Source organism: Bradyrhizobium sp. U531 (assembly GCF_051710265.1).
Lineage (GTDB): Bacteria > Pseudomonadota > Alphaproteobacteria > Rhizobiales > Xanthobacteraceae > Bradyrhizobium.
This window is the reverse complement of sequence record NZ_JASVEN010000014.1, coordinates 1-15946: the sequence shown is the minus strand read 5'-3', so window position 1 is coordinate 15946 and position 15946 is coordinate 1. Positions and strand designations below refer to the sequence as shown.

Here is a 15946-nt window from a genome sequence, read left to right as displayed (position 1 = left end):
CGCGCAATAACGACCACTTAGGCGATGGCCGTTCATAAAGTTACCGGGAGAAATAGGCAGAAATGCCCGGGAGCTGAGATCGTGCCGACGACACTCGCGCGCACATTTGCGGCGTTGAGCGCCATCAACGAAGCGATTCTCTACGCGAAATCGCCGGACGAGCTGTACCAGAAGGTCTGCGACGCCGGGTTTTCGAGCGGGGATTTTTTGGCGGTGGCCGTGTTCCTGGTCGAACCGGGCGGCAGCCGATTGCGGTTCGCGGCCGGCTGCGGCGAGGACCTTCCGCGACTGCGCTCGATCATGATCACGACGGAAGCCGGAACACCCGAGGGATCGGGCGTCGGCGGCGAGGCGTTTCGCGAGCAGAAGCTCTGCATCAGCAACGATTACCTGAATGATCCGCGTTCCCTGGCGTGGCGCGCGGGCGCGGCCACGGCCCATATCGGCGCGGCTGCGGCGCTGCCGCTGCTCTGCAATGGACGCTGCGTCGGCGTGCTGTACGTCACCCGCAGCGAGGCCAATTCGCTGAACGACCAGATGGTCTCCCTGTTCGAGCGCATGTCGGCCAATATTTCCTATGCGCTGGACAATCTTTCACGCGAGACCGCGCGGCAAACCAGCGAGCGCGCGGCGCGGCGGCTCAACCGCATGTTCGGCGCCCTCAGCGCCACCAACGAAGCCATTCTGCGCGCCAAGACCGAGCAGGAGCTGTACCAGCTCGTGTGCGACGCCTCCGTCCATGGCGGCAAGTCGCTCGCGACGGTTGTCCTGCTGAAGGAGCGGGATTCCCACTGGCTGAAGCCGGTCGCCGGCTCCGGCCAAAATCTGGAGCTGGTCGACCAGACCAAATATTCCGTCGATGCCGCCAATCCCTATGGCAGCGGCATTTCCGGCAACGTCTTCCGCAGCCAGAAGCCCTTCGTCGAGGAGGACCTCGTCGGCCGCACCAAGGGGACGCCGTGGGAGCAGGCCAATGTCAATGCGGGCGTCGCGGCCTGCGTCGCGGCTCCGCTGGTCAAGTTTGGCGAGAGCGTCGGCATCGTCCTGTTCTTCATCAGCAAGTCATGGGCCAGGGACGACGAAGTCGTCGCGCTGCTGCTGCGGATGGCGGAGAACGTCTCGTTCGCGATCGAGAACTTCGACCGGGAATCCGAGAAAGCCGAGATCGCCGCGGAAGAGGAGCGGCTGGCGCGCATGTATGCGGCGCTCAGCGCCACCAACGAGGCGATCCTGCGGGCGCGGTCGCGCGCCGAGCTGTTCGATCTCGTCTGCGAGGCGACGGCGAAGGGCGCCAAATTCACCTCGGCCAACATCGCGCTGGTCGACCATCACGCCGAGCTGCTGCGTGTCGTCGCCAGCTACGGGCCGAACGCGGAGCAGGTTCGTAACTTCAAGTTCTCCATCTCCGCGGACGTGCCGGAAGGCCGCGGCCTGACCGGCACCGCCTTCCGCACGCGCCAGCCCGCCGTCAGCAACGACGTGCTCGCGGACGACCGCATCGCACCGTGGCAGGCCAGCGCCCGCAGCACCGGCATCGCGTCCTCTGCGGCCTTGCCGCTGCTCAACGGCGATCGGGTCGAAGGCGTATTCCTGTTCAACTCTCCGGAGTGCGGCACCTTCACGGACGAGTTCGTGGAATTGCTGCGCAAGCTCCAGGCCAACGTCGCCTTCGCGCTGGAGAATTTCGACCGCGCCGACGAGAAGGCCAAGGCCGAAATGCAGAGCAAACGCCTCCGCGGCATGCTCGAGGCGCTGAGCGCGACCAACGAGGCGATCATGCGGGTAAAGGCCCGCGCCGAGCTGTTCGAGGTGGTCTGCGAGGCGGCGGTGCTGGGTGGCACGTTCTCGTCCGCGACGATCGCGCTGGTCGACGACAGCGGGCACTATCTCAACATCGCCATGACCAAGGGCGAAAGCTGCGGTCTCATCAAGGACTGGCGCTTCTCGACGTCGGCGGACGACGCGGAAGGCCGCGGGCTGACCGGCACCGCGTTCCGTACCCGGGCGCCTTGCATCACCAACGAGCTTCTCACCGACATCCGCACCGTACACTGGCACCATATAGCACAGACGCAGGGCACGAAATCGGGCGCATGCTTCCCGCTGTTCAGCAACGGCAGCACTGCGGTCGGCGTGCTGCTGTTTCTCTCGCCCGACGAAGGCTCGTTCACGCCGGATCTGATCCAGTTGCTGGGACGGCTTGCCGAGAACGTATCGTTCGCCCTCGACAATTTCGATCGTGCCGAGGAAAAGGCCCGGACCGAGGTGCAGAAGGAGCGCTTGACGCGGATGTTCGCGGCCCTGAGCGCGACCAACGAAGCGATCATGCGGGCGAAGTCGCGCGCCGAGCTGTTCGAGCTCGTGTGTCTCGCGGCCTCGAACGGCGCCAAGTTCACCTCGACGACCATCGCGCTGGCGCGGTCCGACAGCGATCAGCTGGAGATCGTGGCGAGCGCCGGCCCGTCCGCGGACACCACGCGCAACGTCCGCCTCTCCATCGATCCGGAGCGGCCCGAAGGGCGCGGCATGAGCGGCACGGCGTTCCGCACGCGCCAGCCCTGCATCAGCAACGACTATCTCAACGACCAGCGCGTCAGCGCCTTCCATGCCGTCGTGCGCGGCGACGGTGCGCGTTCGGGCGCGGCGTTTCCGCTCATCGTTCACGACCAGGCCGTCGGCGTCATGATCTACATGTCGACCGAGCCCGCCACCTTCACTACCGAGTTCGTCGAGCTGCTGCAGCGCCTCGCCGACAACGTGTCCTTCGCCATGGAGAATTTCGATCGCGCCGACGCCAAGAATCAGGCGGACGAGCGGATCGAATATCTCGCCTCGCATGACAGCCTGACCGACCTTCCGAACCGCGAGACCTTCAACGCGCTGCTACGCGAGGCGATCGGTGCGGCAGAGCGTCACGATCATCGTTTCGCGGTGCTGTTCATCGATCTCGACCGCTTCAAGGTCATCAACGATTCGCTGGGCCACGAGGCCGGCGACCTGCTGCTGCTCGAAGTCGCCAATCGCTTGCGCGGCGCGCTGCGGGCAAGCGACGTGGTGGCGCGGCTCGGCGGCGACGAGTTCGTGGTGATCCTCGACCAGTGCGGCGAGATCGACGACGTTCAACGCATCGCGACCGACCTCTTGACCGCGCTTGCCCAGCCCATGGAGCTGGCCGGCCACGAGTGCCACACCACGGCCTCGATCGGCATCGCGATGTATCCGGCGAACGGCTCGGACGCGCAGACCCTGACCAAGAACGCCGACATGGCGATGTATCTCGCCAAGGAAGACGGCAAGAACGGCTATCGCTTCTTCTCCAAGGAAGTGAAGACGCAGTCGATCGAGCGGCTGTCGCTCGAGAGCGCGTTGCGCCGGGCGCTCGAGCGCGGCCAGTTCTCGCTGAATTACCAGCCCAAGGTAGAGATGGAGACCGGCCAGATCACCGGCGTCGAGGCGCTGCTGCGCTGGACCCATCCCGATCTCGGCAACATCTCGCCGGCGCAGTTCATTCCGCTCGCGGAGGAAACCGGGCTGATCGTGCCGATCGGCCGCTGGGTCCTCAATGAAGCCTGCGCGCAGGCCATGGCCTGGCAGCGTCGCGGCCTGTTGCCGGTGTCGATGGCCGTCAATTTGTCGCCGCGGCAGTTCGCCGACGAGCATCTGCTGCAAGACGTCGACGAGGCGCTGGCGGCCAGCGGCTTGTCGCCGGTGCTGCTCCAGCTCGAAGTCACCGAGAGCATGATGATGCGCAACGTCGGTCGCGCGCTCAAGGTGCTCGATGCCATCCAGAGCCGCGGCATCCGTCTTGCCATCGACGATTTCGGCACAGGCTATTCGTCGATGTCGCTGATGAAGCACTTCCCGATCGACACCATCAAGATCGACCGCTCCTTCGTGCGCGACCTTCCGCAGGATTCCGAAGACCAGGCGATCGCCCAGGCGATCATCAGCATGGGCAAGGCGCTCGGCATGACCGTCGTTGCCGAGGGCGTCGAGAATGCCGAGCAGGAGGCCTTCCTGCGCGCCAATGGCTGCGACGAGATGCAGGGCTTCCTCATCGCCAAGCCATTGCCGGCGCGGCAGATGGCCGATCTGCTGCGGCCGATGGTGCTGCCAATCGCCCCGCCGCTCCAGCCGGAGCCGGATGCCGCCGCCACGGAAGCCGCGTCGTCACGATTGAAGCGCGCCGTCGTCTAACGGCCGCGCCTCGGCACAATCCAAATGGTGGCGTCGATGGTCTAGCGCGACTTGAGCGGATGCGCCTTCTGGTGCCAGGCCCAGGCGGTGCGGATCACGCTCGCCAGGTCGGAATGGCGCGGCACGAAGTTCAAGACCTTTTTCGCAGCAGACGGATCCGCAACCAGATAGGTGGGGTCGCCGGCGCGGCGCGGCTTGACGGTGTGCGGCACCTCGCGCCCGGTCTCCTGCTTGATCGCGTCGAGGATATCGCGCACGGAGAAGCCGGCGCCGGTGCCGAGATTGAAGCTGCCGCCGGCATGACCGCCTTCCAGAAGCTTCAGGGCGGCGAGATGCGCGGCCGCAAGGTCGGTGACGTGGATATAGTCGCGGATCGCGGTTCCGTCGGGCGTGTCGTAGTCGTCGCCGAACACGGCGAAGTCGACATGACCCTGCAGCGCCATCATGGCGCGGGGAATGAGGTGAGTTTCATTGTCGCGCAGTTCGCCGATGCCGCCTGAGGGATCGGCGCCGCTGGCGTTGAAATAGCGCAGGCAGAACGCGCCGAAGCCGTAGGCCGAGCGGTAATCGGCGAGCATCCGCTCGATCATCCATTTCGACGCGCCATAGGGATTGATCGGCGCGCAGGGAAAGTCTTCCGGCAGCTCCTTGGAATCGGCATTGCCGTAGACGGCGCCGGTCGAGGAGAACACGATGCGATGGCAGCCCGCGTTGCGCATCGCCTGCAGCAGCGACAGCGTTCCCTGCACATTGTTGATGTAATATTTCTGCGGATCGGTCATGGACTCGCCGACCAGGCTCGCCGCCGCGAAGTGCATCACTGCTGTGACCTTGTGGTCGGCGAAGGCGCGCGCCAGCGCCGCGCCGTCGAGCAGGTCGCCCGTGACCAGGGGACCTGCGACGAAGCTGCGATGGCCTGTCGAGAGATTGTCATAAACGACGGGCTGATAGCCGGCGGCGGTCAATGCGCGGCAGGCATGCGAGCCAATGTAGCCCGCGCCTCCTGTGACGAGGACAGTCGGTCGATCGGTCATGTCGTCTTGTGCTCTTCTCTTAGCGGAGGGGTCGGTTGCGGCTGAAGAGAAGATAGAGCGCGCGGGGGTTGGTGGTCAAATAGCGCCAGAACAGGCGGCGCGGCTCGAGCAGCGTGCGCCAGACCCATTCGAGCCCGATCTTCTGCATCCATTGCGGCGCGCGGGAACGGCTGCCTGACAAGAAGTTGAACAGCCCTCCTGATGTCTTGATAACGCCAACATTGGTGAGGTGCGGCGTGAATTCCTTCACGAATGCCTGCTCGTTGGGCACGCCGAGCGCGACCCACAGATAGTCAGGCGCAAGCGCGTTGATCTCCTCGACCTTCGCGCGCAATGCATCGCCCTTGAGATAGCCGTGGCTGTACCCGACGATCTTGAGGTCGGGATACAGCTTCTGGACGTTCTCGACGGCCGCGACGTTCTCGTCCTCGCTGGCGCCCAACATGTAGAAGGTGCGGCCGACCGCTTCCGCCTTGCGCGCGACGACGTGGAACAAATCGGTGGTGGCGACGCGCTCGGGCAGCGGGAACCAGGATTGCAGTTTCGAGGCCGCCACCAGCGGCTGGCCGTCGGCATTGATCAAGTCGGCGGCGCGGAACAGGCGCTCGGTCTGCGGCTCGGTCGAGCAGCGCGCCAGCACCTCGCCATTGGCCGAGGTTAGGTACAGCGGACGGCCGATACGATGACTGGGGTCGGTCGCCTCGATCATGAAATCGGCGGTGGCCTCCAGGTCGATCGCGGCCATGCGAAGCCCGCCCACGGTGATCCGCGGCACGTCGGCAGTCGCGGCCCGTCCATCGATGTTGACGCGGCGCTCAAGCATATTGTCTGCCTCGCTGACGCGTTTCGATTGCGGGGGTGAGCTCGTCGAGCACGACGCCGACGAGCTTGCGCTCGGCACGGCCAAGGCCGGCCAGGATTTCTTCCAGACTGTCATTGATGTCGAGGCTGGTCGGCAGCACTGCCACCAGCGCGTCGGTGTCGTCGAGCAGCTTGCGGCTGCCGGCAACAAGCGGCATCGCGGGGCCGTCGAGGATCACGAGGTCATAGCCACCCGCGGCGCGCGCCTGGGCGATCGCCTTGCGGATCGCCTCGGCGGCCTTGCCGGCGTCGCTTTCGCCGGCGGGCAGTACCGAAATGCCGTTGACCGTCTTGATCTCGCGCGCGGCCTTGCTGCCGATCGAGAGCCAGCCGAGCTTGCTCGGCTCGCTCTTGCCGACGCGGCCGACCTTGTTCGACAGCGCGTGGGCCTGATGATCGGCATCGATCATCAGCACGCGGGCGCCATCACGGGCGGCCGCGAGTGCGAAATTCAATGCGCTCACGCTGCGTCCGGTGGTCTCGCCGGCGCCGACGAGCGCAATGACGGGCATCGCCTTGCCGCCAGCACGCCGGGCCACGGCAGCGCGCATGTCGCGCCAGGCGTTGAGCAGCTTGGTCAGGGGAAAGCCGGGCCGCAATGTCGGCCAGCCCAGCCGTGTCAGGTCGACGCCGCCGCCGGTCGAAAGAATGGCGCCGAGCGTGTGGATGACGTCGGCCTCCTGGAGCCGTGCGATCAGCGGTCTTTCGATCAGGGGCTGTTCGACCATCGCGGGCTGCAGCGATGGCGCGGCGAGTTCGGGCAGGGCCTGCGCCGTTTCCGGAGCCAACGAAACCTGCTGCGGCCGCGCCGCTTCCGCAGCCGGCAAAATTTCGGGCGCGCGCGCTTTCTCCGTCACCGGCTTGCGCTCACGGCGGGCGGGTGCGGGCGCGGCTGCGCCGGCGAACAGGAGGTCAGCCGCGACGAACCAGGCTGCCGCCGCCAGAGCGCCGAAGATGAAGCCGATCATGGCGAACAGGCTCATCGCCGGCGGGAACGAGCGCCGCTGCGGGACGGTCGCCTCGCCGATCACGCGGGCCGCTGAGGTGTTCAGGCTCTCCTGCTCCTCGGTCTCGCGGGAGCGCTTGAGGAAGGATTGATAGACGTCGCGGCTGGCGTCGGCCTCGCGCTCGAGCTCGCGCAGGCGAACGGCGGCCTGGCTGAGCTGGACGCTTTGCCGCTTCTGCGCTTCCAGCGCCCGGTTGAGCGAGGCTTCGAAGTCGCGGGCGCGCGTCAGATCGTTCTTGGCGGACTGGGCGAAGCGGTCGATCTCTTCGCTGATGGTGCGCTTGAGATCCTCGACCTGCTTCTCGGTCTGGCGCAGCGCCGGGTGGCGGGGCCCGAGCTCGCCGGCCTGCTCAGCATATTTCTTGCGCGCATCGGCATATTGCGCGCGCAGATTCGCGATCGTCGGCGATTGCAGCGCTTCCGGGATCGCGCCGGCATCGGCCGCCGTCCGGCGGCTTCCCTCGATCTGGTCGAGCCGCGCCTGTGCATCCATGGTCGCCGCGCGGGCCGCGGAAAGCCGCTGGTTGCTGGCGGAGAGCTGCTGGTCGCTGATCAGCGCATCCTGGGTGCCGACGAAATTGTTCTGGGCCTTGTAGGTGGCAAGCGCGGTCTCGGCGTTGCGCAGCCGCTCGCGCAGCTCCTTCAGGCGGCTGGACAGATCGTTGGTGGCGCGCCGCACGGCCGAAGCCTGCGAGTTGCGGGACTCGCTAAGATAGGCACTGGTCAGCGTGTTGGCGAGCATCGCCGCTTTCGCCGGATCGGTCGACCAAACCTCGATGTCGACGATGAAGCTCTTCTCGGTCTTGCGGACGGTGATGTGCCGGTTCAGCGCGTCGAGCGCCGCAAGTTGAACTTCCTTCTTCTCCGCGGCGGAGGGCGCGGGAGGTTGAAGGCCGATCAGGCCGAGCAGCGACGACATCAGGCTCCGGCCGTCAGAACCGCCGCCGAATTCCGGATCCTTGTCGAGGCCGGCCTGCTCGATCACCTTGAGCAGCACGCTGTTGGAGGTGATCAGGCGCGCCTGGCTCTCCACCACCATGGACATGCCGGAGACGTCCTGCGCGCGCGGCGTGAGCTCGCGGTCGACAAGCTGAAGCTCGCGCGGATCGACATAGAGCTGGGCGGTGGCGGTGTAGCGGGGCGTCAGGCTCTTGCCGATGGTGACGGCGAGCGTCGCGCCGAGGAGAGCGGCAGCGGCAATCGCGATCTTGCGCCGCCAGAGCAGGTTGGCGAGCTCCAGCACGTTGAAGCCGGCCTGCGATCGCTGTTGCGGGGACTCGGGCTTCGCCCGATCTATCGGCTGGTTATAGTCAAGCATGGTCCCCAGCTTTCATTCCAAATGCCGCAGGCTGAGGGGTTACTCTTCGCTCTACGCCTTGCACCCGGGATATAGGTGCCCAATCAACGCAACAGGGAAAATTAACCATACTCACTGGGGGACTATTCACCGAAATGGCAAACAAAGCGTTTAAGCGCTTCTCCGCAAGCGGTGCATCCGCATGACCTCGATGCCACGGCTTCCCGAACATTAACGGTTCGTTACCGCGCGCGGCGCGGCTGCGAGGCTCCATTCGTTCCGTGATGGGCCGCGCGTGCGCCATGATGGTCAGATCTTCCGCAGGATGACGTGATAGTCGCCGCGGCGGACGTCGGTCCCGCGCGAAAGCATGGTGTTCAGCAAGGTGGCGCCGGCATCCACGAGGGCTGCGAACAGCGGCTTGCGCCGGCGCATCTCGGGATAGCGCGGACTCTCGACCTCGCGGCGGTAGATCATCTCGAGGCCGTTGGCAGCGGCGAATGCCTCGAGCCGGGGCAGCGTCACCAGCGGATGAAAGAAGGTAGGGAAGGGCGGCTCGCCGGGAAGGCCGGCGTCCTTGATGCCGCGGATGTGCCGGTAGAACCAGACGTGAAACCAGTGCGGCGAATATTTGGTGACGACGCCGGACAGCGAACGGGGATTGGGAGCGCCGATCAGGATCATGCCGCCGCGCTTGAGCGCATCGCGGAAATTCAGCAGCGCGGCGTCGACATGGGGCAGATGCTCGATCACGTTGTAGCAGATCACGAGGTCGAAGGTCTCGCGGGCGAAACGATAGGCTTGCACGTCGCCGAGGATGGCCTCGTCCGCGTAGGTGTTGTTGCGCACCTGGTCCTCGTCGATATCGACGACGGTGACCTTGCTGCGGCTAAGCAATTCCGGCGGCAGCACGCTGCACGAGCCCCCACCGGCTTCGTAGATGGCGAGCTGGTCGTTCGGCAGTTCGCTGCGCAGGACGTCGTGAACGGCGAGCAGGCTGTCGCGCGCTTCGCCGGGCACGAGATCGTGCAGCGCCTGGACGGGGCCTGCGGGAATCCGGATCGCCGTGGCTGTTACGAAATCGATCGTTGCTGGCTTGTTCATATTTTCTGACCGCGCTTGTTCTAATCAAATTTACAGGAAAATACTCGCCTGCCCGAAGAGCAAATCCAATGCCGCACGGCATCACCGGTGGCAGTGCTTACGGCCCGGTTAATGCGCATGTGCATTAACTACGGCATTGTTCATGTTGGATTGTCGTCGCCGCGTGGACCGCGAATTGCAGTACCACGTGCGCATGGTTTCGCGGCAGAAACACATCAAAGCGGTTAAACGCACGATGCTTGTGTCGGGATGGCCGACGGATCGGCGAGAGGCGCAGGCAACCGCGCTTCGGCGGGGCGTGCATTTTTGGGACGCATCTGTCCCGCGGCGATGTACTGTTGCGGGACGTTTGATCGAAGCAGGGCTTTTTCAACATATGTCGGACATCTAGAACGTCATGACACTGATCCCGACAGAGCTGTCCGCCACGCGCATCTCGGATGGACTGCGCGATCCCAACCGGGAGATCGCGGCCAGCTCCCGCGTCATCGACCTGTCGGTCGGCATCGTCGTCTGCATTCCCTGCTTCCGTCGTCCGCAGCACCTGCGGCTGACGCTGGACTCGCTGGCGAACCAGCGCACCCCACGCTCCTTTGCCGTCGTCATGGTCGAGAACGATGCCGTGCAGCGCGAGAGCGCGCCGGTCGCCGCGGAATTCCTGGCCGAGGGCAGGCTGCAGGGCGTCTGCCTGGTCGAGAAGCGGCAGGGCAATTGCCAGGCAATCAACGCTGCGTTCGAGACGGCGCAGGCGCTGTTCCCCGCGGCCACCCGCTTCCTGATGATCGACGACGACGAGATCGCCTCACCCGACTGGCTCGAGCTGATGGTCCGCACCGCCGAGGCGACCGGTGCCGACGTGGTCGGGGGGCCGGTGCTGCCCGTGTTCGAGGACGACAGCAAGCCGTGGCTGTCGCGTCATCCCGCCTTTTGTCCCGCCTACGATTATTCCGGCGCGGTGCCGCTGATCTACGGATGCGGCAACTGCCTGATCACGCGCGCGGCCTTCGAGCGGTTCGATCGTCCCGCGTTCGACCTCCGCTTCAATTTTCTCGGCGGCGGCGATTGCGACTTCTTCGTGCGGTGCCGTGACGCCGGCATGACATTCCATTGGACGGCGGAAGCGGTTATCACCGAGACCGTGCCGCAGAGCCGCACCAGTCCCGGCTGGATCGCAAAGCGCGGCCTGCGCATCGGCGCGATCAATTATCGTGTGCAAGTCAAGGCCGCCCAAGGCTTGGGCGGGCGCGCGTGGGTGTTCGCGCAGATGCTGGGGCGGCTGCCGTTGTCGTTGGTCCGCTCCGCGCGCCTGCTGACGACGTCGAAACCCGTCGTCGCCATGCACCCGGCGCTGGTGGCGCTCGGCTCCATGCTCGCAGCGTTCGGCTTCGCGCCGAAGCCCTACGAGGCCTCGAAGATCGTGTCGTGACGGCTAGATGCCGAACCGGGCGAGCGCGACCCTGAGCGTGGCGCGGGGCAGCGATCTGAGCGATCGCTGGCCGATCATCGCGAGGTAGGCGAAGGCGTCGCGATACCTGCCGAAGCGCACGGCCTGCATCGCCGAGTAGGTGACGAGATGGATCTCGGCGGCAAGGCGCAGCCCGGCCGTCATGCGCTCTGGCAATCTCGCCAGGATCAGTCCGTCGTCGAACACCCGCGCGATGGCCGGGAAAAAGTCCTTCGGCGTGCGGACGGCAGCGTTCATGGTGTTGGCGGTGTGCAGACGATAATCGAGCAGCAGCTTCGGCGCGAACTCGAATTCGCCGATCGCCGCCAGGCGGCACCAGCAATGCCAGTCCTCGCAATACCGCAAGGACGTGTCGAAGCCGCCGATGGCCCGGAAAGCTTCCGCGCGCGCCAGCGCGATGCCGCCATTGACGATGAAATTGCCGGCGGCAAGCCGTGTCAGCACGTCGCCGGATGGCTTGCGGCGTCCCTTCAACAGGCCGCGGCGGCCGATCTGGCGCCCTTCGCTGTCGATCGTGTTGTAATCGCCATAGACGAGAACCGCGCGCGGCGCGCCGCGTGCGGCCGTCAGCAGCGCGGCCACGGCGCCGAAACGCAGGCGGTCGTCGGCGTCGAGGAACAGCAGCCACTCGCCGCTGGCATATCGCGCGCCGAGATTGCGCGCCGCCGACACGCCGGCGGCATCATTTGTCATCAGGCGCAGGCGGGGATCGCGAATGGCGCGGACGATCGCGGTGGTGTCGTCGGTGGAACCGTCGTCCACCACGATCACTTCGCCGACCTCGCTCTGCGCGAGCGCGCTCGCGAGGGTCTCGCCGATATAGGCAGCGACGTTTTTGGCGGGAATGACGACGGACACGAGCGGAACCGAGGTCGCCGGCAGCGGCAGACGTGCCGCCGGCCCCACGCGGGAGGCGGCCGGCAATTCGAGAACGTCTTCTGCGGTGATCACGCTACGCTCGTCTTTAATGAACTGTTAACCAGGCTGCATCCGCCGCGCTGAAAACGCGGGTGATCGCAACCTCGATTGCGCGCGGGATGATACTCGCATCGCACGCGAATGCTTGCCGGGAAGGCGATTGCGGCGGCGGTTTCGTAGAATAGCGTTAAGCCACTGGCATTAAGCCTGTGGCAAATTTCGAAGAGAGCGACAGCCCGTCCCGTGCGAGAATGCGCATCCGGTTGCCGCGGATGGATCCAGTGCCCGCAAAGACGTTCGAACACGACCCCGATGCGATGATCCTCAACCTCTTCTACGAGGACAAGGACGATCGCTGGTTTCCAGGCGATCGCCATCTGCGGCGCATGGCGCGCCGTCTGCTGCTCGGCGAGCCACGCATGAGCGGACAGCTTCGCGTATTCCTCAATCTCTGCGCCGGGCTCGACCGGCTCGGCATTCGCTACCGCGTCAACGATTACGGCTACATCGCGCAGCATCCCGACGAGCTCGCCTGCATCATCGGCCGCACTTTCCTGCTCGACAAATTCGCGTGGAAGAACCCGATCCTGCTCGGCGTCGCCGCTCACAATCATCCGCTCGACGACCCCGATCTCTTCAAGCGCCTGCCGGTGAAGAAGGTCGTGGTGCCCGGCCCTTGGTATGTCGACATGTACCGGCCGCACTGGCCCGACACCGAGGCCTGGCCGATCGGTATCGACACCGATCTCTGGGCGCCGACGCGCGCCGATCGGAAGAGCGTCGACGTGCTGATCTACGACAAGGTCCATTGGGACCGCGAACGCTTCGCGCCGGACTTGATCGAGCCCGTCCGCGCCCGGCTGATCAGGGAGGGCCGTTCGTTCACTGAGCTGCGCTATGGCAGCTACAAGGAAGAGGATTTCCAGGCCGCGCTGGCGGCCTCGCGCGCGATGATCTTCCTGTGCCAGAACGAGAGTCAGGGCATCGCCTATCAGCAGGCCCTGTCGTGTGGCGTGCCCGTTTTCGCCTGGGATCCTGGCGGGCCGTGGCGGGACCCTGACTACTATCCGCACCGCGTGCAGTTCGCGCCGGTGTCCTCGGTGCCGTATTGGGATGATCGCTGCGGCGCCAAGTTCGCCGACATCGCGGAATTCGAGGCGGGCTGGGACGATTTCTGGGCCGGGTGCGCCGCGAGCGCGTTCGATCCGCGCGGCTATATCCTGGACAACCTCACGCTCGAGCAACGAGCGCTGCAATATTATGAGATCGCGCGAAGCATCATGCGGCCGGCAGCGCAGGCGGCCGTCAAGTCCGATGACGAGCGCTCTACGGCGGTGAGCCAGGATCTGGAGCTTCACCGGCCTCAGCAAGTGTCTTGAGCGGTGGATCGCAGCATGAGCCGAAGCGTCGCCGACATGACTGACCTCGAGGCCCGATCGTTGGGCCATGCCTTACGCGACAGCCTGGCGAAGCTCGACGCCGTGCAGGCTGCGCGTTGTCTGGTCGCGGTCGTTTCGCTGCTGCTGGTGATGGTGACGCTCGATCCGTTTCCCGACCTGCGCAATACCGATGTCACTACCGTTGTCGGCGGACGAATGGCGCTGGACTATGTGTCCTGGGGCCTCCTGGCCGTGGTTGCGGTGCTGTTCGTCGCGGCCACGGATGCACCTGCGCTGAAGACCCTGGTAACGCCGCTCCACCTCTGTCTGGTGGCGTGGCTGGTGATCAACGTCGTCCTCTCCGAGAACCGCGGCGTTTCGATTCAGCGCTTCGCGCTCGCCGCCAGCGTGACCTCGCTCGCCGTGCTGCTGCCATTGCTGCCGCCGTCGCAGCGCAGCTTCAACCAGTGCCTCGGCGCCGCCGCGCTGGTGCTGCTCACGCTATGCTTTCTTGGCGTCTTCCTCGCGCCGCACTATTCGATCCACACCGCGCTCGATGTCACCGAGCCGCAGCTCGCCGGCGACTGGCGCGGCAGTTTCGGCCACAAGAACATCGCCTCGCCCGTGATGACCATCCTGGTCTATGTCGGCATCTATCTCTGCGCCGCCGGCTCTTTCGTGATGGGGCCCGCGATCGCAGCGCTGGCCGGCGTCTTCCTGATCTTCACGGGCGGCAAGACGTCGACGGTGCTGTGCCTTGCGATCTACGCGCTGGCCTCGCTGGTCTATGTCACACCGAGCTTGTGGCTGAAGCGGGTCATCTGCTTCGTGCCGCTGATCATCATGAACCTGCTGACAGTCGGCAGTGTGTTGAGCCCGGCGTTCGGAGCCATGACGCGGCTGCTCCCGCTCGATCCTACCTTCACGGGCCGTTCCGACATCTGGGAGTTCGCGCTTGCGGCCGTCGCCGAGAAGCCGATTATCGGTCACGGCTATGCGGCCTTCTGGGATGACGTCACGGCGCGGCAGACCGCGCAGGGCGCCGAATGGGCGACGTCGGCGGCACACAGCCACAACAGCTATCTCGATCTCGCGGTCACCATCGGCCTGCCCGGCCTCCTGCTCGTGATCCTCGTCTTCGTGCTCGCCCCGCTCGGCAATTTCCAGTCGGCCCGGACCCATAACCGCAGTGGCGCGCTGGCAAAGCTGTTCCTGACCGTATGGTTGTTCGGCCTCTATTATGGAGCGACCGAGACCTTCATGCTCGAACGACAGAATCCGATTTGGTTCATGTTCGCTCTGGCCGTCGCCGGCCTGCACTTCCTGGCAAGGTTCCAATGCGTCGCGCAGACGGAACCGAAGCCATGAGCGCGTTCGGGGCTGTCCGCCGTCGCAATGGCTTAACGATAAGCCGGTCTGCGACAAAACATGATCTATCCCGAAACATTCAGTAATCGTATGCCCCGCCGATGACGTTTCTCAGCGTCGAGCAATTGGAAGGTGTTGTGTCCGATACCTCGGACATCGCGATCGATTTCGTGCGCGACTGGCGCGAGGCCACCTCGCGCCTGAACGCGGGGCATCGCACCGCCTTCCAGCATGGTTACTGGCTCGACGCCTGGTATCAGGCGTTCGATGACGTCGCGCCGTTGATTGCGCTGATCTCCGATGCCGCCACCGGCAGGGACATCGCGATGGTGCCGATGATCAGCCATGTCAGGCGCGGCATCCGCATCGTCGAGTTTGCCGATCTCGGCGTCTCCGACAACAATGCGCCGATCCTGGCGCAGGATGCCGCGGTAGACGCCGAAGCGGCGGATGCGATCAGCGCAGCGCTGGTCGCGGCGCTGCGCGCCTTGCCGGACCGCTTCGATCTGCTCCGATGGCGGAAGATGCCGGCCCAGGTCGGCGGCAAACCGAATCCGCTGGTCTCGCTCGGCCGGATCGGATCCTCCTCGCTCAACGGCAATCTCGTGCTGATGGGCGACGACTATGCGGACTATCAGGCCTCGATCAAGCGCATGCAGATGCCGCGCTGCTGGCGTGTCTTCAGCCGGCATGAAGGCGCGCGCTTCGAGGTCGCAACGGACGTCGTGCGGGCGCGCGATCTGCTGGACGTGATGGACGTGCAGCAACAAGCGCGCATGCATCAGCTCGGCTCGCGGTTCGTCCTCAACGACGACGCGCATGCCCGGTTCTACCGCGAGGTGGCGCGCCAGGGCGTCGCCGAGGGCTATGCCGTCGTGTCAGCGCTCGTCTGCGACGAGGGCGTCATCGCCACGACGCTCGGCGTCAGATACGGCGCGACTTACTATCTCTTGCGCATCAGCCACGCCGGAAATGGGTGGTCGAGCTGCTCGCCGGGACTGCTCGTTACCGAGCGGACGATGGCGGCACTGCATGCCGAGGGCGTGCGCCGTTTCGACCTCAGCATCGGCAATCAGGATTACAAGCGGCGCTTCGGCGCCGAGCGGGTGCCGCTGACCGATGTCAGCGTCGCGCTGACCTGGCGTGGTGTGCCCTACGCCTGGCGCGATCACGCCGCGCAGGGCCTGCGCCGCTATCCCGCGGCCGCCGCTCTCGCGGCGCGCGCCTTGGGCAAGGGAATCCGTTGAAGCGGCCATACCGAAACGGTCTACCCCCACCTAAAAGTACAAAACGACAAACAAAAAAAACACCCAACAA

Annotated in this window: 10 protein-coding genes; 5 read left to right on the top strand and 5 right to left on the bottom strand. The window is 65.4% G+C overall.

Going from position 1 to position 15946, the window contains the following annotated elements; translation table 11 throughout:
• Window positions 1-81: 81 nt before the first annotated feature.
• Window positions 82-4197: a bifunctional diguanylate cyclase/phosphodiesterase gene (locus QRQ56_RS36585; protein ID WP_438746514.1), complete on the top strand. Its 4116-nt coding sequence runs from the start codon at window positions 82-84 to the stop codon at window positions 4195-4197.
• A gap of 41 nt (window positions 4198-4238) precedes the next feature.
• Here the strand turns inward: QRQ56_RS36585 and galE are convergent, their stop codons facing one another.
• The 4 genes from galE to QRQ56_RS36565 all read right to left on the bottom strand — a co-directional run bounded on the left by galE (window position 4239) and on the right by QRQ56_RS36565 (window position 9499).
• A complete protein-coding gene (galE, locus tag QRQ56_RS36580; protein ID WP_438746512.1) occupies window positions 4239-5231 on the bottom strand; it encodes a UDP-glucose 4-epimerase GalE in 993 nt (330 codons plus the stop codon).
• Between the two features lie 19 nt (window positions 5232-5250).
• Complete coding sequence (locus QRQ56_RS36575) at window positions 5251-6054, bottom strand: WecB/TagA/CpsF family glycosyltransferase (protein ID WP_438746509.1); 804 nt, start codon at window positions 6052-6054, stop codon at window positions 5251-5253.
• Complete coding sequence (locus tag QRQ56_RS36570; protein WP_438746507.1) at window positions 6047-8416, bottom strand: exopolysaccharide transport family protein; 2370 nt, start codon at window positions 8414-8416, stop codon at window positions 6047-6049. The genes QRQ56_RS36575 and QRQ56_RS36570 overlap by 8 nt, the downstream gene beginning before the upstream one ends.
• Window positions 8417-8704: 288 nt before the next feature.
• Complete coding sequence (locus QRQ56_RS36565) at window positions 8705-9499, bottom strand: class I SAM-dependent methyltransferase (protein ID WP_438746505.1); 795 nt, start codon at window positions 9497-9499, stop codon at window positions 8705-8707.
• Between the two features lie 397 nt (window positions 9500-9896).
• Between QRQ56_RS36565 and QRQ56_RS36560 the strand changes: the two genes are divergently transcribed.
• Window positions 9897-10925 carry a glycosyltransferase family 2 protein gene (locus QRQ56_RS36560; protein ID WP_438746504.1) on the top strand — a complete coding sequence of 343 codons (1029 nt, stop codon included), beginning with the start codon at window positions 9897-9899 and terminating at the stop codon, window positions 10923-10925.
• Window positions 10926-10928: 3 nt separating this feature from the next.
• Here the strand turns inward: QRQ56_RS36560 and QRQ56_RS36555 are convergent, their stop codons facing one another.
• Window positions 10929-11915 carry a glycosyltransferase gene (locus QRQ56_RS36555; RefSeq protein WP_438746503.1) on the bottom strand — a complete coding sequence of 329 codons (987 nt, stop codon included), beginning with the start codon at window positions 11913-11915 and terminating at the stop codon, window positions 10929-10931.
• 248 nt (window positions 11916-12163) lie between these two features.
• Here QRQ56_RS36555 and QRQ56_RS36550 point away from each other — a divergent pair, with 248 nt between their 5' ends.
• From QRQ56_RS36550 to QRQ56_RS36540, 3 genes are all read left to right on the top strand, one after another.
• Window positions 12164-13261 carry a glycosyltransferase gene (locus QRQ56_RS36550; protein WP_438746501.1) on the top strand — a complete coding sequence of 366 codons (1098 nt, stop codon included), beginning with the start codon at window positions 12164-12166 and terminating at the stop codon, window positions 13259-13261.
• A gap of 15 nt (window positions 13262-13276) precedes the next feature.
• Window positions 13277-14629, top strand: a complete 1353-nt coding sequence (locus QRQ56_RS36545) for an O-antigen ligase family protein (protein ID WP_438746498.1) — start codon at window positions 13277-13279, stop codon at window positions 14627-14629.
• A gap of 101 nt (window positions 14630-14730) precedes the next feature.
• The gene (locus QRQ56_RS36540) at window positions 14731-15876 is read left to right on the top strand and encodes a GNAT family N-acetyltransferase (protein ID WP_438746496.1); all 1146 of its coding nucleotides are present in this window, start codon (window positions 14731-14733) and stop codon (window positions 15874-15876) included.
• The last annotated feature ends 70 nt before the right edge of the window (window positions 15877-15946 follow it).